Genomic DNA, 24,629 nt, shown 5'->3' with positions numbered 1-24,629 from the left:
CCTGGACAGCGGCGGAGCGGCGGACCCGTAGACTCGATTAAGGACGGACGTGAGATGAGACAGCTTCCCCTCCCGGAGGAGTACACCACCCTTGACGAGGCGGAGACCTCCCGCCGGATCTCGGCGGCAAAGGCGGCTCTGGGAAGCCGGCTCGTCGTCCTCGGCCACCACTACCAGCGCGACGAGATCATCCAGCACGCCGACTACCGCGGCGACAGCTACAAACTTGCCCAGGACGCACGAAAGCATCCTGAGGCCGAGTTCATCGTCTTCTGCGGCGTCCACTTCATGGCGGAGAGCGCCGACATCCTGACCCCGGACCACCAAAAGGTGGTCTTGCCGAACCTGGCGGCGGGATGTTCCATGGCGGACATGGCGAACATCTTCCAAGTCCGCGCGGCTTGGCGCCAGCTCGGCGAGGTCCTCGGCTGGCCGACCCCCGCGAACGGCACAAACCGTCCGGTCGTGGCCGAGAAGGGCGCGTCCGTAATCCCCGTCACCTATATCAATTCGGCCGCGAACTTGAAAGCCTTCGTCGGGGAGCACGGCGGCACCGTCTGCACCTCGACCAATGCCCCGGTCGCCGTGAAGTGGGCGCTCGACCGCGGCGATAAGGTGCTGTTCTTCCCGGACCAGCACCTCGGTCGCAACACGGGGGCGACCCTGGGCTACGATCCCGAGCGGGACATGGTGGTGTGGGACCCCTTCAAGCCGCTCGGCGGCAACACGGCCGACCGCCTGAAGCAAGCCAAGTTCATTCTGTGGAAAGGCCACTGCTCGGTCCACGCACGGTTCACGCTTGAGCAGGCTCTGGCCGCGCGTGAGGCGCACCCCGGAGTCAAGGTGCTGGTCCACCCGGAGTGCGACATTTCCCTCGTCCGCGAAGCAGACTATAACGGATCCACCGAGTACATCATCCGGATGGTGACCGAAGCGGCTCCAGGGACGGTGTGGGCGGTCGGGACGGAGATCAACTTGGTCAGCCGGCTTCAGAAGGAGAACCCGGACAAGACCGTCTTTTGTCTGGATCCCCAGATTTGCCCGTGCTCGACCATGTACCGCATCCACCCCAGCTTCCTCTGCTGGGCGCTCGAGCGGCTTGCCGCGGGCGAGGTCGTCAACCAGGTCGTGGTGCCGGACGACGTGAAGAAATGGGCGCTGGTGGCGCTGGAGCGGATGCTTTCGCTCGCTCCAGTCGCCGCCGCGTCACACGTTGATTGACCTGGGCTCAGCCTTCGCTGGGAGCCTGCCCGGCTTCGTCGGCGACCGGGGCGGGCGTTTCGGTTTGGGACTCTTCCGCAGCTTTCGGCTCTGCGGCCTTCTTCGGCTTGGCGGCCTTCTTGGGCTTCTCGGCGGCGGGCGTGGCGGCCTTCTCAGCCGGGGCGGCCTTGGGGGCAGCAGTGCGCTTGGCCTTGGCCCCGCCCTTGGTCTTGCCGGCGGCCTTCGCCTGTTCGATGGCTTCCTTGATCAGCTCCCGGATGCGCTGTTCCTTGCGGTGGCGCCGGGCTCGCATTTCCTTGTTTCGAACTCTCATGGGTCTCTCTTCGCGGCTGGGCATGATACCTCGGGGCCCAGCCCCTGGTCTGAGCCCGAAGCCGCCCGGAAGGTGGCCTCAGGCGTTCAACAACTGGCGAAGGACGTACTGGAGGATGCCGCCGTGGCGGTAGTACTGCGCCTCCATGGGCGTATCGATCCGGACCAGGACTTGGAACTGCCGGGTCATGCCGCCATCGTCGGTAGCCCGCATGGTGAGGGTGCTGCCGACGAGCGTCCCCGCGTCGTAGGCCTCGGAGAGGCCGACGAGGGCGAACTCTTCGTGGCCGGTCAGGCAGAGGCTCGCGGCGCCCTCGCCCGCGGCGAACTGTAGCGGCAGCACGCCCATCCCGATCAGGTTCGAGCGGTGGATGCGCTCGAAGCTCTCGGCCAGGACGGCCTTCACGCCGAGTAGCAAGGTTCCCTTCGCCGCCCAGTCGCGGCTCGATCCGGTCCCGTACTCCTTGCCTGCGACAACGATAAGCGGGGTGGCCCTTTCCGCGTAGCGGCGGGAGGCCTCGTAGATCGTCGTGACCTGGCCGGTGGGCAGGTGCGTGGTGAACCCGCCTTCCGTGCCCGGGGCGAGCAAGTTGCGCAACCGGACGTTCGCAAAGGTGCCCCGGATCATCACCTCGTGGTTACCCCTCCGGCTGCCATAGCTGTTGAAGAGGTGGGGGCGCACGTTGTTCTGCACCAGGTACTCGCCTGCCGGCGAGTTCGGCTTGATCGAGCCCGCCGGGGAGATGTGGTCCGTTGTGATGGAGTCGCCGAGCAGGGCGAGGCACTTCATGCCGTTCAGGTCTTCGATGTGGTCCGCGGGATCCGGCCGCATGCCTTCGAAGTAGGGCGCGCCCTTCACGTAGGTCGAAGACCCGTCCCAGTCGTACCGGTCGCTTGCGGCGGTCGAGATCCCCTGCCACTTTGCGTCCCCGTCGAAGACGGTGGCGTAGCTCTGGGTGAACATTTCGCGCGTGATGTGGCGCTCCACCGTCACCGCGATCTCGGCCTGGCTCGGCCAGAGGTCGCGAAGGTACACGTCGTGCCCGCTCGGGGTCTGGGCGATGGGCTCATTGGCAAGGTCGATGTCTATGGTGCCGGCCAAGGAATAGGCCACCACCAGCGGCGGCGACATCAGGTAGTTCGCCTTGACCTCCTGGTTGACCCGGCCTTCGAAGTTCCGGTTCCCAGAGAGCACGCTCACCACTGTGAGGTCGCGCTGGTTCACCTCCCGGCTCACATCTTCGGGCAGGGGGCCGGAATTGCCGATGCACGTCGTGCAGCCGTAACCCACGAGGTTGAAGCCGATTGCGTCGAGCTCCGCGAGCAGCCCGGCTGCCTGCAGGTACTCGGTGACGACCTTGGAACCTGGCGCGAGGCTCGTCTTCACCCAGGGTTTCGGCTTGAGGCCGAGCGCGTTCGCCTTCTTCGCCACCAGCCCGGCCGCCATCATCACGCTCGGGTTGCTCGTGTTGGTGCAGCTCGTGATGGCCGCGATGACGACGCTGGCGTGGGTGAGAGTCTCGGTCTTGGCCCGGTCCATGACGGCCGCGCCGCCCTTCTCGCGGGGCCGGTCAGAGCCGGGGACCGCGTTCGGAAAGGCCTGGAAGAAGCTGTCGCGCGCCTTGGCGAGCGGGGAGCGGTCTTGAGGCCGCTTCGGCCCCGCCACGCTCGGCTCCACGTCGCCGAGGTCGAGTTCGAGGGTGCTGGAGTACTCCGCCTCCGCCCCCCCGGGCTGGTGGAAAATGCCCTGTTCGCGGGCATAGGCCTCGACAAGGTCGACCTGGCTTTCTGGGCGGCCGCTGGTGCGGAGGTAGCGCAAGGTCTCCTCGTCGATCATGAAGAGGCCGCAGGTCGCGCCGTATTCCGGCGCCATGTTCGCGATGGTCGCGCGGTCGGCCAGGGGCAGGGTGCTGACGCCCGGGCCGTAGAACTCGACGAACTTGCCGACCACGCCGTGTTTGCGCAGCATCTCGGTGACGGTGAGCACGAGGTCGGTGGCGGTCGCCCCCTCCCGCAGCTGCCCCGTCAGGCGGAACCCGACCACCTGCGGCAAGAGCATGCTGACCGGCTGGCCGAGCATCGCCGCCTCCGCCTCGATGCCCCCCACGCCCCAGCCCAGGACGCCGAGGCCGTTCACCATGGTCGTGTGGCTGTCCGTGCCGACGAGCGTGTCGGGATAGCAGACGCCTTCGCTGTCGAAGACGACCCGGGCCAGGTATTCCAAGTTCACCTGGTGGCAGATGCCGGTGTTCGGGGGCACCACCTTGAAGTTCTCGAACGCCCCTTGCCCCCATTTGAGGAACTGGTAGCGCTCGTTGTTGCGCTCGTACTCGTGGTCCAGGTTGATCAGCAGGGCGGCTTCGCTGCCGTAGGCGTCGACCTGTACACTGTGGTCGATCACAAGCTCGACGGGCTGCAGCGGGTTGATCTTGTTCGGGTCGCCACCGAGCGCCGCCATCGCGTCACGCATGCTCGCGAGGTCCACGACGCAGGGCACGCCCGTGAAGTCCTGTAAGAGGACGCGGGCGGGGGAGAAGCTGATCTCCGCCGTGGGCTGCGCCTTCGGGTCCCAAGCGAGAAGGGCCTCGACGTCTTTGCGCTCGACCCGTGCGCCGTCCTCGTTCCGCAGGAGGTTCTCCAGGAACACCTTCAGCGAATAGGGCAGGCGGGTGAGGTCGTGCCCCTTTTGCTCCAGGGCCCTCAGAGAGAAGATCGTCCGCTCCTTCCCGGCGAGGTCTAACTGTCTGCGCGTCCCGAAGCTGTCCATCGCCTCAATCTTACCTATGGGGTTCCTCGACGGCCGGCGTCCGGGCTTTGGCCAGGGGCCTTCTCGGAGCCTGCGCGGACCGCGTGCGCCTATGGGCTCGGCCACTCCCGGGAGCGGGCGGCAAGGCGGTCGAGGGTGGCCGCCATGATGGGGCCGGTCTGGGCGGAAACGGTGAAGACGAGCGCCTCCCGGTAGATGCGCTGGGCGTCGTGGTGGATGCTGTTGGCGGCCCCGCTGCTGCTGGTGACGGCGGCGTGGGCGCAGCGCACGGCCAGGTCGATCGCCCAGGCGCGCAACCGCAGCTTTTCCTCGTTGGTCACCCCTTCGTCCCCTTCGCCGAGCGCTTCGTTGGTGGCCCGGCGGCATTCCTCCAGTTCCAGCTGGAGCGCCGCGGCCGCCTCCCCGATCGCGGCCATGCCCTTCTTCTCGAAGTTGCGCTGGGTGACGTCGATCCCGGCTTGTGCGCAGCCGATGGCGAAGAAGCCCTGCAAGGTCACATTGATCTGGTCGTTCTCGTGGATCCAGCCGGCCGGTTTCTTGAAGACCACGTGGGAGGCGGGCAGGTGGAGCCCGTTGAGTTCGGCCGTCACCGTCATCGCGGCCTCCATGGCGGCGAGCCGCATCGGCTCGCTGAAGCTGATCCCGGGCGACGCGGTGAACGGCACGATGCCGAAGACGGCGCGGCCGTCCGGCAAGGTCGCGCCGATGAGGAACTCCGGGTAAAAGCCATAGCCCGTGATCCAGGGCACGTGTCCGTCCAGGCGGTAGCCGCCCTCCACCGGCTCGGCCCGCAAGACCGGCTCCCCATGGCGGCGGAGCTGGCTGAAGCCGATGCCGATGAGCCGCTCCCCGTTCCCCATCTTCGGCAGCGCCTCCTCCTTCAGCGGCGCGTTTTCGCTCTTGGCGATCATCGAGCCTGCGCTCTGGTGCTGGGTCTGGAGAAAGGCGAGGGTGCCGCTAGCCCGCGCGACCGCTTCTTGGTAGGTCCGGAATTCGCTCTCGGCGAGGCCGGGGCCCCCAAACTGGGCCGGGCGGCGCAGGGCCATCAGCCCGCGCTCGCAGAGGCCTTGCAGGGCTTGGCGAAGCGCTTCCGGGTCGCGGTCGATCTCGTTCGCCTTTGGCGCGACTTCCGCCTTCAAGAATGCGACCGCCTCTTCCACCACGGGATGCATGGCCGAAGGCTACCTTCAGCCTAGAGGGCGCGAGGGTCGGCATAATAGGGCCTCATGTTTGTGACCCTCGAGGGGCCGGAAGGGTCGGGCAAGACCACTCTCGTCCGCGGCCTGGCCCAAGAGCTGGGGGCGTGCGGCTACAAAGTCCTGGCGACGCGCGAACCGGGTTCGGGCAAGTTCGGCGCGGCCGTGCGCGGACTGCTGCTGCACGGCGAGGACATCCTCCCGACGACCGAGCTCTTCCTGTTCCTGGCCGACCGTGCCCAGCACGTCGCGACTACATTGCGCCCAGCGCTCGAGGAGGGGACCGTCGTCTTGTGCGACCGCTTCACCGATTCCACCGTGGTCTATCAAGGCTACGGTCGGGGCTTGGACCTGGACGAGCTCCGCCGCATGAACGAGATCGCGAGCGGGGGCTTGAAGCCGGAGCTCACGCTGCTGCTGGACCTCCCGCCGGAGAGCGGTCTGGACCGGATCAAGGACAAGGACCGGATCGACAACGAGGGGATCGAGTTTCACAAGAGGGTGCGCGAAGGGTTCCACGCCGAGGCGAAGGCGGAGCCGGGGCGCTGGGTCGTGATCGACGCGAGCCGCCCCCCGGAGGAGACGCTTGCCACGGCCCTGGGGTTCGTGCTGGAACGCCTGCGACAGCGCGGCTAGCCCGTACCAATGGCGGCGCCCGGAGCGCGGACGTCCCCGTCCGCAACCCGGCTAGCGGGCCTCCGGCCCGCATGTGGGCAGAGAGTTGGCAGGAGCGACTGGTGAGGGCCATAACCATGCCACCCACTCGGAGGGCCGTGCCACCCGTCGAGACAAAGCGCGTCCTCGACCACAGCCCCGCCAACTCCCCCCGCGCTCCCCGAGGGTTCCCCACGGCACCGGTGCCGTGGGGAACGCTCGGGGAACCGTCGGGGAGCCCTTGGGAAAAGCCGGCTGAGGGCCAGTAACCAAGCTATGGCAAAGATGCGGCCGAGGGCGCTGGCCGAGGGGCCTCCAAATGCTAGGAAGGTGGATTGACCGTGATAACGTCCACTATGACTGGGAATCCGGGGTCACAGTCATCGAGGGCGAGTCTCCTGTGCCTGGTAACTTCGTGACGATCGGAGACAGCGTTGTCCTTACCCCGCCTGGGAGCAATGTAACTGCAGACGACTTCTTCAACAGCAAAGATCAGAGTGCTATTGATCTTTTCATGCCTCGGCACGCCCCGTGCCGGGGCTATTCTCGACCGACAACTCCTGCTCGGCCACGCTGAACATCGCGAGCGACAAGTCTAAGTCCAGCCCGTCTTCCCGTGCGATCCCTTCGACGACGGGTGACTTGCTCCTTTGGGTGGGTGGCATGGTTATGACCCGTCTTCACGCTTCCTCGTTGCTGGGCGCTGGTCAAGGGTCATAGCCATGGGACACGCTTGTCTCTGCGGGGCCCTGCGAGAGGTGCACTGCCACGCTTGTTTTCTTGGCGCGTGCGGGCTAAGCTGTCGTCGTGGTTGTCTCCGCGGTTAGCACGGGGCGGGAGCCCATGGCTATGGCCCTTAGGTGTCGGTGGGCGTCACCCGGCGGCTCGCGGCGGGCCATAACCATGCCACCCACTCAGAAGCGGGGCTTAGACGTGGGCTTCCGTCGCCTCGCCGCGGAACTGTTCGTCGTACAGTTTGCGGTAGAGGCCGCCCTTGGCCAAGAGTTCGGCGTGTGTCCCCCGTTCCACGATGCGTCCGTCCTGCAGCGCCAGGATCTGGTCGGCGGCAAGGATGGTGGAGAGCCGGTGGGCGATGGCGAAGGTCGTGCGGCCTTTCATCAGCTCGGCCAGGGAGGCTTGGACGACCCGCTCGCTCGCGGTGTCGAGGGCCGAGGTCGCCTCGTCCAGGATCAGGACCCGAGGGTCTTTGAGAATTGCGCGGGCGATGGCCAGGCGCTGTTTTTCGCCGCCGCTCAGTTTGTAGCCGCGCTCCCCGACGACGGTGTCGTAGCCTTCTGGGAGCGAGGCGATGTGCTCATGGATGGCCGCGCTCTTGCAGGCGTCGACGAGTTCTTCGTCGGTGGCTTGGGGCCGGGCCATGCGCAGGTTCTCGCGGATGGTCGTGTGGACAAGGTACGTCTCCTGGGTGACGGTCCCCACGAGCCGGTGCACCGATTCGAGTTTGACCTTGCGTAGGTCGTGCCCATCGATCAGGACTTGGCCCTGGTCGGGGTCGTAGAGCCGGGGGATCAGGTAGGTCAGCGTCGTCTTCCCGGCGCCGCTCGGCCCCACCAGGGCGACGAGTTGGCCCGGTTCGGCCACGAAGTTGATGCCTGACAGGGTCGGTTCGGCTTGGGTGGGCTCGTACCGGAACTCGACGTCGCGGAACTCGACCCGACCGCGGACGCCCAGCTCGCCGTTCGTCTTGGCGTGGGCGCAGGTCACCGTGAGGGGGATTGCGTCCGGCGCGTCCTGCACGTCGTGGGGCATGTCCAGGTACTCGAAGATGCGCTGGAAGAGCGCGAACGAGCTGATGATCTCCACCTGGGCGCTCAGCAGTCCCGTCAGGGGGAAGAAGAGCCGGGCCTGGAGCCCTGTGAACGCCACCAGCTTGCCGACCGTGATGTTGCTGTCGCCCTGGGCGATCAGCAGCCAGCCCGCGAGCCAGAAGACAAGGGCCGGCGCGAGCTGGGTGATGAGCCGGATCAAGGCGAAGAAGAGGTATTGGACGACGCTCGACTTGATCTGCCACCGGGCGAGCTCCTTGTTCTCCTTGTCGAACTTATCGTGAAGGAGGCCCTGGTCGGCGATGGTCTTGCTGAGGAGGATGCCGCTCACGCTGAGCTGCTCCTGCATCATCGAGTTGAGCTCGCTCGTTTGCTCCTGCATCCCTTGCCGCACCTTGCGGGAGAACTCGCCGACGTAGCGGCCGAAGAACGCGAAGAACGGCACCATCGCGATGCTGAGCAGGCTCAGTCGCCAGTCCAGCACGAACATGGCGACCACCGTCGTGGCCACGATCGCGACGTTGCTCAGCTGGTCCGTGATCGTATTGCTGACCACGGTCTGCACGCCTGCGACGTCGTTGATCAGTCGGGTCTGGATGTCGCCCGTGCGGGTCGCGGTGAAGAATCGCAGCGACATCCCCTGGAGGTGGGTGAAGAGCCGCTCGCGAAGGTCGCACATGATCTTCTGCCCGACCACGACGCTCCAATAGCCATAGAGCAAGGTGACCCCGGCGCCGGCAAGCACGGCCAGCACGGTGAAGACCGAGAACTGGGCGACCACGCCAAGGTCCCCTGCCTGGATGCCGAAATCGATGACCCGCTGCAGGAGGAATGGCGGCAGGATGCCGAGGGTGACGCCGACCAGCACGGCCAGCGCGATCCCTAAGACCTCGGAACGGTACGGGGCGAACAGCCCGATAATGCGGCGGAGCAGGGCTCTGTCGTTCGCTTTTCCTTCGGGCTCTGCCACGAGGTTAAGCTACCCGGAATCCCGCGGCATGGCGCCGTCTGTCTACTAGAAGGGGCCTATTTCTCAAGCTTTACGTGGCCGTCGGCGTAGAGCACCGCACGCATTCCCCCCGCTTCGATATAGCCCAGCACGAACGTGCTCGGTTCTTTGATCTTCGAAAGGTTGCGCTCTTGGGTGGTGTAGACGAAGCCGTCCAGGATCGATTCCGACTTGAGGTATGGCAGCAGGTCCTGGCGGAACGTGGACTTGTCCGGGAGCATCTCGCCGTTGTCGAGTCCGTAGATGATGAGCCCCGTGCCGATCTGTTTGGCTTTCAGCAGGGCCTCCGTCCGGGCTTCCCGGGCCAGGGCCTCGAGGATCAGCGCCTTATCGACGACCTTGATCGCGGCCGCATAGAGCGACCCTTGCCGGAGATAGACCGCCCAGGATTGGCCGAGGAGCCGCTCCTCTTCCGCCTCCGCGTCGATGAACGCCCGTTCCCCCGGCCGCTTGCTCTCGCTGGTTTGCAGCCAAAGCGTGCGCACGTCCCGCTTCAGGTTCGCCAGCATGAGCAGCGGCTGGGGAAAGAGGTCTTCGCGGTCGACCGGAGTGACCGTCCCGGAGGCGAGGTCGTACCGCACGAATTCGCTGGCCATCGAGCCGGAGGTCGCGGGGCGGGTGAGGACCAGGGCGTCCACGTTCGGCGCCCAGCCGCTCACACGGAACGAACTCGTCTTTGGGAGTTCGATCGGAATCGTGGTTCCCCGCGCGGTCTCGTAAAGGGACATCTTCTGAACCGGAGGGTTGCCGCCGTCTTGTTCGAAGGTCATTTGGAGCAGGAACTTGCCGCTGGGCGAAAGAATGGAGCTGCCCCCTGCCGGGCCGACGTCCAGCGTCTTGGAGGTCATATGGTCAAGCCAGACCAGACGAACCCGGCTTCGGCCGCCCGGCTCCTGTTCGACCGGCAGGCCCTGAAGCAGGACGGGCCCGTTTGTCGCCAGTTCGAGCTGTCCCATTGGAACCGAAAGGTCCGCGCCAAGATACGAGACCTTGTCGGTGGTCGAGTCCCAGACCCCTAGGCGGGTCTTCGCCTTGGACGCGGTCGCTTGGTCAATCGTGGCGACCTTTTCAAGACTTGCAAGAGGGGTCTCCCAGAAGACCACGTAACGGTCGTTCGAAGCCGCGATCCTGGAAACGAGCGGTCCGCCGACCTTTTTCGGGGGGAGCACCGCATATCCTTTGTCCTCCCAGAACATATAGCGGCAGGCCGGGTTCAGGGCGACTGCGGCTTGAGAGTCCTGCGGGGCAGTCAAGAGAACGGCGAGCAACCCGATCATAACAACAGTATGTCGGGCGCAACTGCGATTTGGTTCGTTTTCCTTTCAAGCTTCGCCGGAGGTGGTGAAAGGGTGGGCCTGCGATGGACGCCTAAGGCGGGCGAGAAGGCGCTTTACGAGGCGTCGCTCGAAATCAAGGGAGCGGGGGACACGGTCGCGGTGACGGGCCTTGTCGAGCGCAAGGTGTCGAAATCGCGGCCCGACGGCTACACCGTGGTCGCGAAAAGCCAAGGCGGCTTCGTGACGGTGGGCACCGACTCCGCCCGGGACGAGCGGACGACGACGAAGACCATCGCCTATGGCCCGCGCGGGGACGTACGGTCTGTGAGCGGCGGCGCCCAGGAAGGGCGGCAGGCGGCGATGGCCGCGTTCGTCTCCCCCGAGGCGCCCGTCGAAGTGGGCGGAACGTGGGCCTACGAAAGCCCGGCCCGTGAGGGCTGGCCTGCATGCCGCACCACGTTCACGCTGGTCGCGCTGCAAGACGGACAGGCGACCGTGGGGGGCGAGGCGGTGGAGACAGGAGTGCCCGTGCCAATGGCCATGAAGGCCACGTGGGTCTTGGACGCGTCCGGATCCTTGGTGCGACTAGACGCCCGCTTCGCCGACTTTCTCGGCCAGCGAGGCGCCAGCGCCACGCTCGCGATGCAGCGCCGCTAGGTTCTCCAGGAGCCACAGGGCGCATCGCAGCTTGCTCATCTTTCCTGATCGCGCCTCGCTTGCCTCGGTGACGAGGGCCAGGTCGTTCTCGTCCGATTCCAGCCCGATGTCCGCACGGCTGACGTCGTTGACGGCGATCGCGTGCACCCCCTTGCGGCGGAGCTTCGCCCGGGCCTCTTCGAGGCCCTCTCCCGGCTCGGCCGCGAAGGCGCAAAGGGTCGCCTGGGGCAGCGCCCGTTGGGCGAGGTTCGCGATGACGTCGGGGTTTGGAAGGAGCTCGAGCGCCATGGGCTCGTCGCCCCGACGGAGCTTGCCCTCGACCCTCTGGGCCGGGCGGTAGTCCGCGACGGCCGCGGCCGCGACAACGAGGTCTGCGTTGCCGATCTCGGAAAGCGCCGCGCGCAACATCTCGTCCGCGGTTTGGACGCGGTGCACCTTGGCATAGCGCGGGTCGGGCAGGGCCGTCGGCCCGGTGACGAAGGCGACCTCCGCGCCCATCGTCCACGCCGCCTTGGCGATGGCGACCCCCATCTTGCCACTTGAGCGGTTGGAGAGGAAGCGGACGTCGTCGATCGGCTCCCGGGTCGGTCCGCTCGTGACGAGCACGCGGAGTCCGGCGAGGGACCGGGACGCCCTGGCCAGCGCGAGCGTCGCCTCGACGATCTGGGCGTTCGGGGCGAGCTTCCCTTGGCCGAGCTCGCCCGAGGCCACGTCGCCTTCCTGTCCTTCCACGATGACGGCCCCGCGAGCTTCGAGCAGCCGCAGCGCCTCTTGGGTCGGTTCGCTGGCCAGCATCGACGGGTTCATCGCGGGGGCGACGACGATGCGGCCTTCATAGGCTATGGCGATGGCGGCGAGCATGTCGTCTCCGATCCCCGCCGCCACCCGGTTCAGGAGCGAGGCGGTCGCGGGGGCGAGCACCAGGACGTCGGCCTGCCGCGCCCAATCGATGTGGGCCATGCGCCCACGCTCGGGTTCGTCGAAGACGTCCACCAGGCACGCCTGCCCCGTGAGGGTCTCGAAGAGCACGGGGGAGACGAACTTCTGGGCGCTGTCCGTAAGCGCGACCCGCACTTCGTACCCAGCGCGCATGAAGTCCCGCGCCAGGTCGCAGGCCCGGTAGCAGGAGATGGAACCGCTCACGCCGAGGACGAGCTTAGGCACCGACCGCCTCCATGATCTTGGTGACGGCCGTCGCCAAGTCGTCGTTCACCACTTGGTGCCGGTACTTGTCCACGCAGGCGAGTTCGCGCCGGGCGCCTTCGAGACGGCGCTGGATGGTCGCCTCGTCGTCCTGCCCCCGACTGCGGATGCGCCGCTCCAACTCTTCGAGCGAGGGCGGCAGCAAGAAGATGGTGAGGGCCTCCGGCCGCTTTCGCATGACCTCCAGAGCGCCCTGCACGTCGATTTTAAGCACCGCGACCTTCCCTGCGGCGAGGCGCGCCTCGACCCCTGCAAGGGGCGTGGCGTACCAGTTGCCGTGGACCTCCTTGAATTCAAGGAAGCGGCCTTCCGCCGCCATGCGATGGAAGTGCTCGTGGGAGACGAAGTCGTAGTCGGTCCCTTGAACCTCGCCCTCCCGGGGGGCGCGGGTGCAGGTGGCGACGACGCGCTCGACCCGAGGGTCGCGTTGCCGCCATGCCTCGATCACGGTGTCCTTCCCGACCCCGCTCGGCCCGCTCAAGATCACAAGCTTCCCCGCCATCGGTCACACCAGGTCCAGGATGCGGGCGGCGAGCCGCGAGGGGTCGTGCCGCACGTAGTCGGTCTCGCTCATAAAGTCTCCCGTCAGCGCTTTGTAACCCATCGCGGCCACGCGGTCGATGTCCGGCACGACGAACTCTTGGCGGTAGTCCTTATACTTGTCGAGGGTAGCTTGCGACGGCACGCCCGTGTTCACGATCACGTTCTCGAAGACCTTGCCAGGCACGTTCGCCTCGATCGCGACGAGGTGCTCCGCGGCGGTGAAGGCGTCGCTCTCCCCCGGTTGGGTCATCACGTTGCAGATGTAGACCTTGGGGACCCTGGACTCGGCCACGGCCTCCGTTATCCCTCCGACGAGCAAGTTCGGCACGACCGAAGTGTAAACGCTCCCCGGCCCGATGCAAATGATCTCGGCGTCGGCGATGGCGGCAAGGGCGGCGGGGTGGGCGGGCGGGTCGCCGGGATCGATGAAGATCCGGCGAATCCGCTTGGTGGACTCGACGATGGCGGTCTCTCCACAGATCTCGCTGCCGTCTTCCATCAGGGCGCGGAGCCGCACGTGGGCGACGGTGGAGGGCACGACCCGCCCCCGGATCGCGAGGACCTCGCTCGCCATCTCGAGCGCGCGGTCCACGTCACCGCCGGTCTGCTCCAGGAACCCGGCGATGAGCAGGTTGCCCACGGAGTGCCCGCTCAGCGAGCCCGTTCGCGAGGTGAAGCGGTGCTGGAAAAGGTCGGTCATGAGCTTTTCCGCGTCGGCCAGCGCGACCAAGCAGTTGCGGATGTCGCCGGGCGGGATGATGCCGAGTTCTTGGACCAGTTTGCCGCTGGAGCCGCCGTCGTCCGTGACCGTCACGATGGCGGTGATGTTCGAGGTGTGCTGCTTCAGGCCCCTCAGCAGGGTGGAGAGTCCGGTGCCGCCGCCGATGGCGACCACGCGGGGGCCGAAGGCGAGCTTTTGCCGTCGCTTGTAGGTGTCGACGACCCCGGTCGGTTGGCGCGGGTCGCGCGGTTCGTTCAGCCGCCGCCAGACCCCGGTCGTGCCGAAATAGAGGGCGACCGCGCCGAGCAGCATGGTGGTGCCGCCGAGCAGGTGGTTGGTCTGGTCGAGCCCGTCACCCGGGAACAGCCCGCCGATCATGCCGTTCCAACCGCGAGCCACGGCCTCCACCACGGGGCCGAAGAGGACCTTGAAACTCAGCGCCATCCCGCCGAGGAAGACCAGCAGCCCGAAGAGGGACAGGAAGGCATAGCGCCGAAGGCCGTAGGCCGGCGCGAAGAACCTCCGCAAGCGACCGATCGTCGCCCTTGACCTAATCATCTTCCTTCACGAACGCCCCCAGGACGGCGCTCACCGCCGAGAGGAGCACGCTGCCCAGGAGCGCGGCCAGAAAACCCTCCACGCGGAAGCCCAGCCCGAGGTTCCCGACGATCATCAGCATCGCCGCGTTCACGACGAGCGAGAACAAGCCGAGCGTCAGGCAGTTCAGCGGTAGGGTGAGAAGTTTGACCAAGGAGCCGATGGTCGCGTTCACGAACGAGAGCACGGCCACCCCGATGAAGATCATCAAGACGTCTCCCGCGTTTTCGAGCCGCACCACGAACTGCCCGGGCAGCACCAACCCCGTCAGCCACGACGCCGCCACGAGCGACACCGCGAGCAACACCCAGCGCAAGAACATTTTTCTCATGGGAGTCGCCTTGATTCTATTCGTTCAGACGTACGGCGGCCCAGACTCCGCCACAAACCGCCCCATCTAGTTTGTCCACGGATGCGGAGGCCTGAGGGTTGGGCCGGGGCCCGAAGGCCCCAATCTGAGAGGCTACAATCCTGAGGCAATGGCGAAGGCGTTTCGACTGTCGGTGGTGGCACCGGACAGGACGGTTGTGGACGACCAGGTGACCTCGGTGGTGGCGCCTGGGGTCGAGGGCTACCTCGGCGTGATGGCTGACCACGAGGCATCGATCGTGGCGTTGCGGGCCGGCGTGGTGGAAGCCTTGGGAACGGACAACCAGCGCGAGCACATCGCCATCGGCCCCGGCTTCCTTGAAGTGAGCGGCGGGAGCTGCATCATCCTGGTCGACGACGCCCGCCGGGCCAAGGAGATCGACGTGGCCGAGGAAAACCAGATCCTTGAGCGCGCCCGCCGCACCCTGCGGGGCGAACAGTCGGACATGACGATGGAGCAGGCCCAGCAAGAGCTCGACCGCGCTATGGCCCGCCTTCGGGTCGCGAAGGGTGGCTAGGGCCCATTCCCCTTTTCGGTCCTACGATCCGGATTGGCCGTGACGGCCTGAAACGAACCTAGCCGCCATGCCGTGTATACTGCCGACCCTTAACCTGAGGAACGAATGAAGCGATTCTTTGCCTGGTTGCGCGCCCTCTTCCACCGGACAATGGACAACCTCGAAGACCCCGAGGTCATGCTCGACCAGGCCCGCCGGGACATGCAGTCGGCCCTCGTCCAGAACCGGGAAAAGGCGGTTCAGGCCATCACCCAGAAGAACCGGCTGCAGCAGATGCTGGAAGAAAACCAGAAAAAGTCTGCCCAGCTTGAGAACCAGGCGGCGATGGCGCTGAAGGCAGGGAACCGCGAGCTCGCCCTGAACCTGCTGCGAGAGAAGGCTTCCAACGATTCCACGCTGGAGACGCTGAAGTCCTCCCACGCCCAGGCCGTCGAGACGGTCGAGCAAGTGAAGGTCGCGATCAAGCGCCAAGAGGAGGAAGTCCGCCGAAAGGCTGCCGAGGCGCTCGCGCTGAAGGCGCAGTGGAAGCAGTCGCAGATTCAAACGGGCATCACCAAGGCCCTGGAGGGCCTAACGTTCGAGAACCAGTACGAGGGCAGCTTCGCCGCCGCTCGCGAGAGGATCAACGAGAAACAGGCCGAGGCCGCCGCCCGCCAAGAGATGCTGGGTGGCTCGATCCAGGGCAAGATCATGGCGCTGGAAGACCAAGCCATGGACCACGCCGCCGAGGCGGAACTCCGCAAGCTGGAAGAGAAGCTCGGCATGGTGGAGCAACCGGCGGCGACCGAAGTCCCCGCGACGTCCAGCGACGTCGAAGCCGAGCTCGAGGCCCTCGAGAAACGCCTCCAACAAGGCCAGTCGGGCAACTAGCCCCCCGAGTCTTAAGCAAACCCTCCTCCCCGAAAGGAGGAGAGCCGTGTCACTGAGCCGTCAAGCCGCTTTCTTGCGGCCCTGCGTCGTCTCTCGGGGCTGGTCGCCGCCAAGCTCCAGCGAGAGCGCGACCGTCCGCAAGCCGATCGGCACCATGTCCGTGGCCTGGCCCGTCGCCGTGTTCACGAACCGATAACCCGCTGCGCAATAGCCGGCCGGCACATTCACGTCCGCGCTCAGAGAACCTCCCGTGAAGGCCACGTAAGCCTTGGTCCGGTACTGGCCCGCAAAGGCCTTGCGATTGGCGCTCGGCAGCTTGGCCAGCAGCAGCTCCGTCTTCGTGCCGAGCGTGTTCGCCCCGCTCGGGCCCTTGAGACGCTGGTACGCAGTCGGCGGCCAGAAGCAGGCTAATGATGGACCCAGCTAAGAGGGCAGGTTCCTAAGTCAGCCGCAAACATCAGGCTACTCGCTCGCGCTTCCCCGTCCAACCGGCTCCACGGTAGCCTAAGCACGTTGATAGCCCATCCAAAGACCCACCGCGGGCGAAAGGCGGAACTTTAGGGGGCGCTCCGGCATTACGTCCCGATAGGACGGTGCCTTTTCGGGTTACCGGCCGAAGATAGTACGAGGATACAACCATGAAATCCGTTCTCTTAGCCGGCCTCGCCGCCGCCCTCTTTGCCGTCCCCGCTATGGCCCTCAGCCCGGTCAACTCCGGCCTCAAGCCTGGCGAGAAGGTCAGCCCCTTCCACCCCAAGCACGTCAGCGGCCCGCTGGCGGACAGCACCAAGTGCTTCCCGTGCACCTACCAGGCCCGCCCGCAGATCCAAGTCTGGGTCAACGGCGACAGCCAGGAGAACGTGGTCGCCATCGCCAAGAGCCTGCAGGCCAACATCGACAAGCACCAGGGCAAGGAGCTCAAGGCTATGATCGTCATGGTCGGCATGTCCACCGACTGCCAGGCTTGCGCCGGTGAGGCCAAGATGGTCGCCGAGAAGAGCGGCGTCAAGGACGTCGCCATCGCCGTCATCGGCAAGAACGACGAGTCGGTCAAGGCTTACAAGATCAACCTCGACAAGTCGGTCAAGAACACCGTCCTCGCCTACAAGGACTGGACGGTCGCCGCGAACATGACCAACGTCGAAGGCGCGAAGGTCAGCGAGACCATCGACAAGATGGTCGCCAAGGTCGCCAACTAAGCTCGACAGCCGACCGATTCGAAGAAGGCGGGCCCCAAGCGGCCCGCCTTTTCGCTTTGCCCCTTGGCCCGGGTACGCAATAATCGAGGGGTGCCACGGGCACAATCCCTCCCCGAGACCGTGAGCGAAAAGCTCCGCGGGTTGCCGACCCGTCCCGGCTGCTACATCTATCGCGATTCGAAAGGCGAGGTCCTTTACGTCGGTAAGGCCCTGAACCTTCGGAACCGCGTCCGGAGCTACTTCCAGCCGAGTGCAAAGTTAGGCAACCGCATCGCCCGCATGGTCGCCAAAGTTTGCGACCTGGAGTGGATCGTCGTGGACTCGGAGATTGAGGCCCTCGTGCTGGAATGCAACCTCATCAAAGAGCACCGGCCGCCTTACAACGTCCTGATGCGGGACGATAAGAGCTATCCGTACATCATCGTCACCAAGGAGCCCTATCCGCGGGTGCTCTTCACGCGCAACCCGAAGCGGTGGGCGGCGAAGGCTTATGGGCCTTACACCAGCGCCTGGGCCGTGCGCGATACGCTGCAACTCTTGCACAAGACCTTTCCCCTTATCCCTTGCGGAAAGAGCTGGAGCGGCAAGGCGGACCAGCGTCCCTGCCTCTATTACCACTTAAAGCAGTGCCTGGGCCCCTGCGCGGGCTTAAGCGATAAGGACGAGTACGACAAGATCATCGCCCAAGTGCATAAGTTCCTGCAAGGACGGGAGTCCGGGCTGCTCGCCGACCTTCGCAGCCAGATGGCCGCCTATGTCGAGGATTTGGAGTTCGAGCAAGCGGCCGCCGTCCGAGACCGCATCGAAGCGGTGGAAAAAGTTTTGACCAAGCAAAAAGTAATGTCCGAGGACGAAAGCGACCGCGACGTGATCGCGGTCGTCAAGGATGACCGCGGGGCCGCGGTGCAAATGCTTTACATCCGGGGCGGGCGGCTGATCGGGCAAAGACAGTTTGTTTTGGACGGCTCTAAGGACGTAGCCCCGGGCGAAGCCGTGCAGGAATTTGTCAAGCAGTATTACAGCGACGCCGCCGAAATCCCGCGCGAAGTGTTGTTACCGGTCGAGATCGAAGAGCGGCGTATTGTGGAGTCCTTCCTGCGCCAGCGCAGGGGCGGCGCCGTTTCGGTGGAAGTGCCCCAAGGGGGCGAGGGCATGCGGCTCATTGACATGGCCGCGTCGAACGCGGAGCAGGCTTTGAAGGTCATGGCGCTGGAGCTGGAGCAGAAAGAGCTTGCCGCCGAACGGGCGGCGGAAGAACTGGCGGAAGCGCTCGACCTGCCGACCCCGCCCGTCAGGATCGAGGGCTACGACATCTCGAACGTGCAGGGCACGGCGCCGGTGGGCTCGATGGTGGTCGCGGAGGCGGGGGAGGCGGCCAAGGGCGAGTACCGGCGGTTCAAGGTGAAATGGAGCCCGGAGAGCCCGGACGACTTCGCGATGATGCACGAAGTGCTCTATCGAAGGTTGAAGGCGTACCGCGACGGTGACGAGAAGTTCTCGCGCCTGCCCGACCTGATCATGATCGACGGCGGCAAGGGGCAGCTCGGCGCGGCCCTGAAGGCGCGCAACGAGCTCGGGTTGACGGTGCCGATGGTGGGGTTGGCGAAGAAGCAGGAGATCCTTTATCTGCCGCTGGAGCAGCCGTGCTCCGTGTTGGTGGACGGGGAGGCCGAATCGGCCAAGGGGTACCGCGAGGTCGTTCTGCCGATGGGATCGCCGGGTTTGGAGTTGCTGAAGCGGCTCCGGGACGAGGCGCACCGCTTCGCGCTGGGCTACCACCGCAAGGTCCGCGACAAGCGGTTCCAGGGTTCGGTGTTGGACGAGGTCCCCGGCATCGGGCCGAAGAAGCGGCGGCTTTTGTTGCGCACGTTCGGCTCGATCGAGGCGATCCGCCGGGCAACGGTGGAGGAGATCGCGGCGGTGCCGACCCTCACCCTGCGGCAGGCTGAGACGGTGCGGGAGTTTTTGCGGCGAGACTAGGCCCGGCGCACCATTGAAGAGTGCACCAGGGCGCTCACGACGCCCGGGATCCAGCCGAAGAACGTGAGGATGGTGGTGAGGATAAGGGGGCGGATCCCTCGGTCGATCACGGCCAGGGGCGGCATCAGGATACAGGCGATCACGCGGAGCCAAGACACGACGCGGTGGACTTTACCCGGCTCCAGGGGTCACAATTAACCCGGTCGTAGCGGGCCTAGAACCGGAGGATCACCTAATGCGTCGACTCGCCGCCTTTACTCTAATTGAGCTTCTGGTCGTTATCGCGATCATCGCCATCCTTGCCGCCATTCTCTTCCCTGTCTTCTCGCAGGCCAAGGAGGCGGGAAAAGCCTCGAGTTGCCTCTCCAACAACAAGCAGTTGGCCACGGCGATCCAGCTTTACCTGGGCGACAACGACGACTTTTTCGCCCAGAGCCTTTATAGCAAACAGCGTGAGATGGGCGGTAGCGGGCTCGACGTCCTGACGTTGATCATCACGACCGACAACGACTTTTTCACCGTCTACGACGCGCATCAGCCTTACACGAAGTCGAAAGAGGTGCAGGTCTGCACGTCTCGCCAGGCGACGGTGAACTTGGACAACCTCTTCCCGTGGACGTTCCAGATTCCCACGCCGCCCAACGTCCGCTTCACCGAGTTCACCCGGCGGAGTTCTTACGGCTTCAATTGGGCCCTCTTCCAAGACCCCGGCATCGCCTCGCTCGGCGGGGACGACCCCACCATAAACAGCAGCCAGCTCGAAGAACCGTCGAAGACCACCGCGTTCTACGACTCGTTCCTCTTGTTGCCGTACACGCCCGAAGGCGACATGATGGAAGGCTTCAAGCGCCCCACCCTGCAAGAGCTGCTTCGGGACGGCTTTTTCGGCGGCATAATCTTCCCGGGTGCGCCGCGCCACGCCGACGGGTTCAACATTTCGTTCGCCGATGGGCACGCCAAGCGGTACCAGAGAAAAGGCAAGATCGAGGGCAAGTCGATCAAGGACTGCCCGAACGGCCAAAGCGAGTGCGACACCTACACGCTACCGACCGACCTCTCCGGCATCATCGGCGGGGTCGCGAACACCTGAGGCGTCAACTCTCGGCGCCGGCCAAAGTCACGCCCCAAGTCTAACCTAGTCTTTGACCGGCGGAGGGGTGTTCCTGCGGCCACGCTCGGCAGGGGCGCGAGGGTAGGGGCGATTCCAGACCCGCCGTCCTCAAAGCGGGCGCCCCTAGCCCAGCAGTCTCTGAGCGGGTCGGCTACTGACCTCACTTGCGCGCCGCTAGGCGCAGGCTTCCTTCAGAAGGTAGGCCAGGTGCGCGCGCAGGGCGGGCCGGGAATCGATCTCGACGCCCAACTTCGTCGCGAGCCGCGAGACGTCAAAGCGGTGTTCAGGCTCTGGGGCGCCGTCGACCCGCACGGTCGGCCGCGTCCCCGCTAGAAAAGCGGCTTCCTGGGCGACCTCCTCCCAGGTGGCGGGTTCGGGGTCGACCGCGAGGAAGGTGCCCGGCCTGGGCTCGCCCTCGAGGAGTTTGCCGTAGACCGAGGCGAGTTGCTGGACGCACGTGAATTGCCGCGCGCCCGGTTCGACCACGATCTCGTCTCCCTGGCGGGCGCCCTGGGCGATGGCGACAAGCCGCCGGTCGCAATGGAAGCGCGCGCCAGGGGTCGCGGGAGGTCCGACCGTGGGGCCAGGTCGCACGACCGTGGCGGAGACGCCGTAGGTCGCGGCCACCGCCCAGAGGAACGCCTCGCCTGCCGCCTTGGTCGCTCCGTAGGCGTCCTGGGGTCGCAGCACGTCCGCCTCGCTCATCCGCTCTTGGAAGGGGCGGTGGACGGCGGTGGACGAGGTGAAGACCATCCGCCGGACGCCGGCTTCGGCCGCGGCATGGAAGAGCGCCGCGCCTGCGCAGACGTCCGGAGCCCCCCACTCCCCGGGCTCTTCCGGCCACACGACCGCGTTGTGGACCAGGGCATCTTGCCCCTCAAGGGCGGTCCGGTAAGTCTCGGGCGATTCCAGGTCGCCCTGCACCAGCTCCGCTCCCGGCGGCAGCGCCACTTCGCTCCGCGCGAGCACCGCCACTTGATGCCCGGATTCCAGCAACTGCTTCAAGAGATGGCCGCCGATGTAGCCCGTCCCACCGGTGAGGAAGACACGCATCTACGTTAGTAGGGCGTACCCTTTGCCCGCTGCGCCTTGAACGCTTCCGCGTACCACTCGAACTCCTCGAAGAAGCGCTTGGTCCACTTGGCGAAGTCGGGGTCGGTGGGGTTTCCGTCTTCGTCGAAGGCCTTGTGGACTGCCGGCACGTTGATCTCCGAGGGGACGGCGGGCATGCCCAGTTCGGCTAGGATTTGGCGGAGCGTCGAGGCCGCGCGCACGCCTCCGAATCTGCCATAGGAGTAGCTGCAGATGCCCGAGGGCCGCCAGAACCAGGTCTCAAGAAAGTGGTCGAGCAGGTTCTTCAGCGCGGGCGGGACCGCCTTGTTGTACTCGCCGGTGACGATGAGAAAGCCGTCGGCAGGGACGATCACGTCGTGCATCCGCTGCAAGTCCTCGGGCGCCTCGCCCTCGCCGTACTGCTTCCACATCTTGTCCAGCAACGGGAGGCGGTATTCAAGGGGGTCGATGAGCGTTACCTTGTGCCCGCGCTCTTCCAACGCCTTGACGACCCCTCGCGCGAGGCGAATCCCCAGCCGCTCTGTGCGGACAGAACCATAGACGACCACAAGGTCCAGACTAGCCATGACGAGCGGAGTCTACTTTGGCCCCGGCCGACCCCACCTGGAAAAGATCTCCCAGCTGGAAGCAAACGGTCGGGGAGCGGCGTACAGAGACTCGATGGTCTCCCTACTAGCCGCAATCGCGATGGCCGCTCCAAGCTTGACTCTGGAGGTCGTTCTAACTCCTGCAGTCGCGCACCCTGGCCAGATGGTGGAGGTTAACCTTGTGGTTCGGAACGAGACGGACTCGCTGGTGAGCGTCTGCACCACGAGGCACGATGGCGGGATGGGGGCGGGGGCCGGCTTTCGCGTTTTCCGTGGCGGGACGCCCATCGAAGTTGGCGGGGGAGACTCTCCCAGCATGTATCAGGTGATGGTCGACAACCAGGTGACGAGCCACCGCTTTCAAGACCTCTATAAGGGGTACCAAGCCAATTTTTGGCAAGGAACCTTTAGCATGATGGTCGGGGGTGGAAAGCCGAGACCTTCCTTGAAGAAAGACTTCGAAGAGTGGGTTGTCATACAGGAACCGCTGCCGCCGGGGACTTACACGGTGAAAGGGTGGTACCAGTTCGACCGACCCCTGACGACCGGGATGGGCGGCCCGAACGACACTTACGAGTTCACGCCCACGGCGAAGAAGATGTTCGACCGATCGTTCAAGGGAAGGCTTGAAGCCGAAACTTCGCTGACCATAACGCCCTAGTCTCCACCCCCAACCCCCTCCTCATTTCCCACCCGCACGAACCATCGGGCGAGAAACGAGGAGGGGGCTCCGGAACTTACAGCAACGTCACGACAGCCGAACCGGAACGGCCACGAGTCGCATGGCGGGTGTCAAGGACGTGGCGGGCGTGGTTCACGACGAAGTCGTAGTCGACGGCGGTGTGGTCGGTTAGGATCATCACGAGATCCGCAGCCGCAAGGCTTTCCGGAGTCAGCGGAACCGAGACGAGGTCAAGGCCGTGGTCGCGGAAGGCGGGCACGTGGGGATCGTGGTAGCTCACCTTGGCGCCGTCTTCGACGAGCAGCGCCATCACCTCGATGGCGGGCGACTCGCGCCAGTCGTCGATGTCCTTTTTATAGGCCGCGCCGATGACGAGGATCGAGGATCGCGAGGGGGCGATGCCCATCTCGTTCAGGCACCTCCACGCTTTGTGCCGCACGAAGCGGGGCATGGCGCGGTTGATCTCGCCCGCGAGTGCGATGAAGCGGGTGGCGAAGTTGTGCTCCTTCGCCTTCCATTCCAGGTAGTGCGGGTCGAGCGGGATGCAGTGTCCGCCGACGCCGGGGCCGGGATAGAACGGCATGATGCCGAACGGCTTCGTGAAGGCCGCGTCCAACACCTCCCAGACGTTCAGCTCCATGCGGTCGCAAAGGAGGGTGAGTTCGTTCACGAGCGCGATGTTCACGGCGCGGAACGTGTTCTCGAAGACCTTGGTCAGCTCGGCCGCCTTCGCGCTGCTGACCGGGATCACGTTGAGGATCGTCATGCCGTAGAACGCCATCGCGACCTCCAGCGAGCGCGGGCCGACTCCACCGACCACCTTGTGCGTGTTCTTTGTGGTGTAGCGCTTGTTGCCGGGGTCGACGCGCTCGGGCGAGTGGGCGAGGTAGAAGTCTTCCTCGACCTTCAACCCGCTTTGCTCGAGGATCGGGAGCATGACCTCCTCGCAGGTGCCGGGGTAGGTGGTGGACTCCAGGCTGACGAGCTGGCCCGGGCGCAGGTGCTTGGCGATCTCGCGCGTGACGCTCTCGACGTACTGCAGGTCCGGTGCCAAGTTCTTGTTGAGCGGAGTCGGGACGCAGACGACCACCACGTCCATCTCGGCGACGCCGCTGAAGTCGGTCGTCGCGGTGATGAGCCCCTTTTCGACGCACTCGGTCAGCTCGTGGTCGTGCACGTCGCCGATGTAGTTCTCGCCGCGGTTCACCTTGTCCGCGCGGGCGGGGTTCTGCTCGATTCCGACGACGCGGAACCCGACTTTCGCCTTCTCGACCGCGAACGGCAAGCCGACATAGCCCAACCCGACGACGCCGACGATCGCGGTCTTGTCCTGGATTTTTTGCACCAGGCTCTGGTGCAGGGCGGCGGCGGGGGCGAGGGTCTCAGCCATAGCAGAAGTTTCGGCAGTGTACTCGGCGACCTAGAACCAGGGTCCCGCGCCGCGCAAGGCGGCCCATGGCAAAGCGCGCCGTCTGCCTGGCCCATAATCTGCCCGTGCGTCCGTTCGCCCTTGCCACCGCGCTGTTCCCCGCCTTGTGCCTCGCCCAGCTTGGCGGCCCGGGCCAATACCCCCAATACCGCTCGATGTCCGGCCTCCCTGGTTCGGGTTATGGGGTCCGCGCGGACGGGTCGATCGGCATGGACGGCGCAATGTCGATCTCCTCGCCCATCGGCTACTCCTTGAGCGATTGGCACGCGGTCTTCGGGCTCGGGAACCTCAGCGCCGACTTGGCCCCCACCTTCTTCCGGGGCCGCGAGCGCGACCTTGGCGGCAACGGCACGGGCCAGATCCTTCTCGGCGTTTCGCTTGGCAAGTACGGGTCGCTGACGGCGACGCACATGATCCTCAGCAACAAGCTGGACAACGCGCAAAACTTCGTTTGGGCGCCCCCCGGGCAGAAGGGCGCGTTGCGCTACGTGATCGGCGTCCAGGACGTGAGCGGCCAGGGGGGCACCGCCGGGGAGCAGCCGGACGGAACCGACCCGGGCGAAAGCCGCTCCTATTTCCTTGCCGCGACTTACGAGGTGCGCCCGGGGACGCACGTCTCCGCCGGGTTTGGCGACACGCGCTTCCGACGCGGCTTCGCCAGCGCCTCGCACAACCTGACGCCCCGCTTGAAGGCGGTCGCCGAACACGACGGCTACAACTGGAACGCAGGGCTGGGCTATGACTTTGGCCAGGTCGGCACGGTGCGCGACCGCGGCGTGCGGGTGTACGCCTTCGCAGGGGTCATGCGCGGAGAGTTCGCCTATTGGTCGCTGAACGTGGGGTTCTAAGGCAAGGCGGCTCGGAGC

25 protein-coding genes are annotated in these 24,629 nt (G+C 65.7%); 10 read left to right on the top strand and 15 right to left on the bottom strand.

Features of this window, described 5'->3' with window-relative positions; translation table 11 throughout:
* The first annotated feature begins 54 nt into the window (after positions 1–54).
* Positions 55–1,221: a quinolinate synthase NadA gene (nadA, locus tag KF733_01335; protein ID QYK56127.1), complete on the top strand. Its 1,167-nt coding sequence runs from the start codon at positions 55–57 to the stop codon at positions 1,219–1,221.
* A gap of 7 nt (positions 1,222–1,228) precedes the next feature.
* Here nadA and KF733_01330 read toward each other — a convergent pair whose 3' ends face one another.
* The 3 genes from KF733_01330 to KF733_01320 form a co-directional block, all read right to left on the bottom strand.
* Complete coding sequence (locus tag KF733_01330; GenBank protein QYK56126.1) at positions 1,229–1,513, bottom strand: hypothetical protein; 285 nt, start codon at positions 1,511–1,513, stop codon at positions 1,229–1,231.
* Positions 1,514–1,612: 99 nt separating this feature from the next.
* A complete protein-coding gene (gene acnA, locus KF733_01325; GenBank protein ID QYK56125.1) occupies positions 1,613–4,300 on the bottom strand; it encodes an aconitate hydratase AcnA in 2,688 nt (895 codons plus the stop codon).
* 89 nt (positions 4,301–4,389) lie between these two features.
* On the bottom strand, positions 4,390–5,472 hold the full coding sequence (locus KF733_01320) for an acyl-CoA/acyl-ACP dehydrogenase (protein ID QYK56124.1): 1,083 nt from the start codon (positions 5,470–5,472) through the stop codon (positions 4,390–4,392).
* A 54-nt stretch (positions 5,473–5,526) separates the two neighbouring features.
* On the opposite strand from KF733_01320, the gene KF733_01315 reads away from it, so the two are divergent.
* Complete coding sequence (locus KF733_01315; GenBank protein QYK56123.1) at positions 5,527–6,132, top strand: dTMP kinase; 606 nt, start codon at positions 5,527–5,529, stop codon at positions 6,130–6,132.
* Between the two features lie 530 nt (positions 6,133–6,662).
* On the opposite strand, the gene KF733_01310 is transcribed toward KF733_01315, so the two are convergent.
* From KF733_01310 to KF733_01300, 3 genes are all read right to left on the bottom strand, one after another.
* On the bottom strand, positions 6,663–6,815 hold the full coding sequence (locus KF733_01310) for a hypothetical protein (protein QYK56122.1): 153 nt from the start codon (positions 6,813–6,815) through the stop codon (positions 6,663–6,665).
* Positions 6,816–7,077: 262 nt separating this feature from the next.
* Positions 7,078–8,907 (bottom strand): ABC transporter ATP-binding protein, encoded by a 1,830-nt coding sequence (locus KF733_01305; GenBank protein ID QYK56121.1) that lies wholly within the window; start codon positions 8,905–8,907, stop codon positions 7,078–7,080.
* A 56-nt stretch (positions 8,908–8,963) separates the two neighbouring features.
* Positions 8,964–10,223: a hypothetical protein gene (locus KF733_01300; GenBank protein QYK56120.1), complete on the bottom strand. Its 1,260-nt coding sequence runs from the start codon at positions 10,221–10,223 to the stop codon at positions 8,964–8,966.
* Between the two features lie 9 nt (positions 10,224–10,232).
* Here KF733_01300 and KF733_01295 point away from each other — a divergent pair, with 9 nt between their 5' ends.
* Positions 10,233–10,880 carry a hypothetical protein gene (locus KF733_01295; protein QYK56119.1) on the top strand — a complete coding sequence of 216 codons (648 nt, stop codon included), beginning with the start codon at positions 10,233–10,235 and terminating at the stop codon, positions 10,878–10,880.
* On the opposite strand, the gene coaBC is transcribed toward KF733_01295, so the two are convergent.
* From coaBC to KF733_01275, 4 genes are read right to left on the bottom strand one after another with little or no spacing between them, the layout of a single operon-like run.
* Positions 10,809–12,044, bottom strand: a complete 1,236-nt coding sequence (gene coaBC / locus KF733_01290) for a bifunctional phosphopantothenoylcysteine decarboxylase/phosphopantothenate--cysteine ligase CoaBC (GenBank protein QYK56118.1) — start codon at positions 12,042–12,044, stop codon at positions 10,809–10,811. The genes KF733_01295 and coaBC overlap by 72 nt on opposite strands.
* Entirely contained in the window at positions 12,037–12,585 is a 549-nt protein-coding gene (gmk, locus tag KF733_01285) for a guanylate kinase (GenBank protein ID QYK56117.1), read from the bottom strand. Before gmk ends, coaBC begins: the two co-directional genes overlap by 8 nt.
* Before the next feature lie 3 nt (positions 12,586–12,588).
* Positions 12,589–13,875, bottom strand: coding sequence for a uridine diphosphate-N-acetylglucosamine-binding protein YvcK (gene yvcK / locus KF733_01280; protein QYK56116.1), 1,287 nt, complete (start codon positions 13,873–13,875; stop codon positions 12,589–12,591).
* A gap of 22 nt (positions 13,876–13,897) precedes the next feature.
* Positions 13,898–14,275, bottom strand: coding sequence for a phage holin family protein (locus KF733_01275; GenBank protein ID QYK56115.1), 378 nt, complete (start codon positions 14,273–14,275; stop codon positions 13,898–13,900).
* Between the two features lie 148 nt (positions 14,276–14,423).
* Between KF733_01275 and atpC the strand changes: the two genes are divergently transcribed.
* The gene (atpC, locus tag KF733_01270) at positions 14,424–14,831 is read left to right on the top strand and encodes an ATP synthase F1 subunit epsilon (protein QYK56114.1); all 408 of its coding nucleotides are present in this window, start codon (positions 14,424–14,426) and stop codon (positions 14,829–14,831) included.
* A 105-nt stretch (positions 14,832–14,936) separates the two neighbouring features.
* Positions 14,937–15,701, top strand: a complete 765-nt coding sequence (locus KF733_01265) for a PspA/IM30 family protein (protein QYK56113.1) — start codon at positions 14,937–14,939, stop codon at positions 15,699–15,701.
* Between the two features lie 60 nt (positions 15,702–15,761).
* On the opposite strand, the gene KF733_01260 is transcribed toward KF733_01265, so the two are convergent.
* Positions 15,762–15,962: a hypothetical protein gene (locus KF733_01260; GenBank protein QYK56112.1), complete on the bottom strand. Its 201-nt coding sequence runs from the start codon at positions 15,960–15,962 to the stop codon at positions 15,762–15,764.
* A 377-nt stretch (positions 15,963–16,339) separates the two neighbouring features.
* On the opposite strand from KF733_01260, the gene KF733_01255 reads away from it, so the two are divergent.
* Together KF733_01255 and uvrC are read left to right on the top strand one after the other, a co-directional pair.
* Entirely contained in the window at positions 16,340–16,900 is a 561-nt protein-coding gene (locus KF733_01255) for a hypothetical protein (GenBank protein QYK56111.1), read from the top strand.
* Positions 16,901–16,990: 90 nt separating this feature from the next.
* Positions 16,991–18,880 carry an excinuclease ABC subunit UvrC gene (uvrC, locus tag KF733_01250; GenBank protein QYK56110.1) on the top strand — a complete coding sequence of 630 codons (1,890 nt, stop codon included), beginning with the start codon at positions 16,991–16,993 and terminating at the stop codon, positions 18,878–18,880.
* Here uvrC and KF733_01245 read toward each other — a convergent pair.
* Complete coding sequence (locus KF733_01245) at positions 18,877–19,038, bottom strand: YqaE/Pmp3 family membrane protein (GenBank protein QYK56109.1); 162 nt, start codon at positions 19,036–19,038, stop codon at positions 18,877–18,879. The two genes, uvrC and KF733_01245, sit on opposite strands and share 4 nt — an antisense overlap.
* Positions 19,039–19,115: 77 nt before the next feature.
* Between KF733_01245 and KF733_01240 the strand changes: the two genes are divergently transcribed.
* The gene (locus KF733_01240) at positions 19,116–19,970 is read left to right on the top strand and encodes a prepilin-type N-terminal cleavage/methylation domain-containing protein (GenBank protein ID QYK57149.1); all 855 of its coding nucleotides are present in this window, start codon (positions 19,116–19,118) and stop codon (positions 19,968–19,970) included.
* Between the two features lie 195 nt (positions 19,971–20,165).
* Here the strand turns inward: KF733_01240 and KF733_01235 are convergent, their stop codons facing one another.
* Together KF733_01235 and KF733_01230 are read right to left on the bottom strand one after the other, a co-directional pair.
* The gene (locus KF733_01235) at positions 20,166–21,044 is read right to left on the bottom strand and encodes an NAD(P)-dependent oxidoreductase (GenBank protein ID QYK56108.1); all 879 of its coding nucleotides are present in this window, start codon (positions 21,042–21,044) and stop codon (positions 20,166–20,168) included.
* Positions 21,045–21,049: 5 nt separating this feature from the next.
* Positions 21,050–21,631, bottom strand: a complete 582-nt coding sequence (locus tag KF733_01230) for an NAD(P)H-dependent oxidoreductase (GenBank protein ID QYK56107.1) — start codon at positions 21,629–21,631, stop codon at positions 21,050–21,052.
* Here KF733_01230 and KF733_01225 point away from each other — a divergent pair.
* Positions 21,630–22,313 carry a hypothetical protein gene (locus tag KF733_01225; GenBank protein ID QYK56106.1) on the top strand — a complete coding sequence of 228 codons (684 nt, stop codon included), beginning with the start codon at positions 21,630–21,632 and terminating at the stop codon, positions 22,311–22,313. The genes KF733_01230 and KF733_01225 overlap by 2 nt on opposite strands.
* A gap of 76 nt (positions 22,314–22,389) precedes the next feature.
* On the opposite strand, the gene KF733_01220 is transcribed toward KF733_01225, so the two are convergent.
* Positions 22,390–23,724, bottom strand: coding sequence for a nucleotide sugar dehydrogenase (locus KF733_01220; protein QYK56105.1), 1,335 nt, complete (start codon positions 23,722–23,724; stop codon positions 22,390–22,392).
* 104 nt (positions 23,725–23,828) lie between these two features.
* On the opposite strand from KF733_01220, the gene KF733_01215 reads away from it, so the two are divergent.
* A complete protein-coding gene (locus KF733_01215) occupies positions 23,829–24,611 on the top strand; it encodes a hypothetical protein (protein ID QYK56104.1) in 783 nt (260 codons plus the stop codon).
* Positions 24,612–24,629 lie beyond the last annotated feature (18 nt).

The organism is Fimbriimonadaceae bacterium (assembly GCA_019454125.1).
Taxonomy (GTDB): Bacteria; Armatimonadota; Fimbriimonadia; order Fimbriimonadales; family Fimbriimonadaceae; genus JALHNM01.
This window is presented reverse-complemented; position numbering and strand designations above follow the sequence as displayed.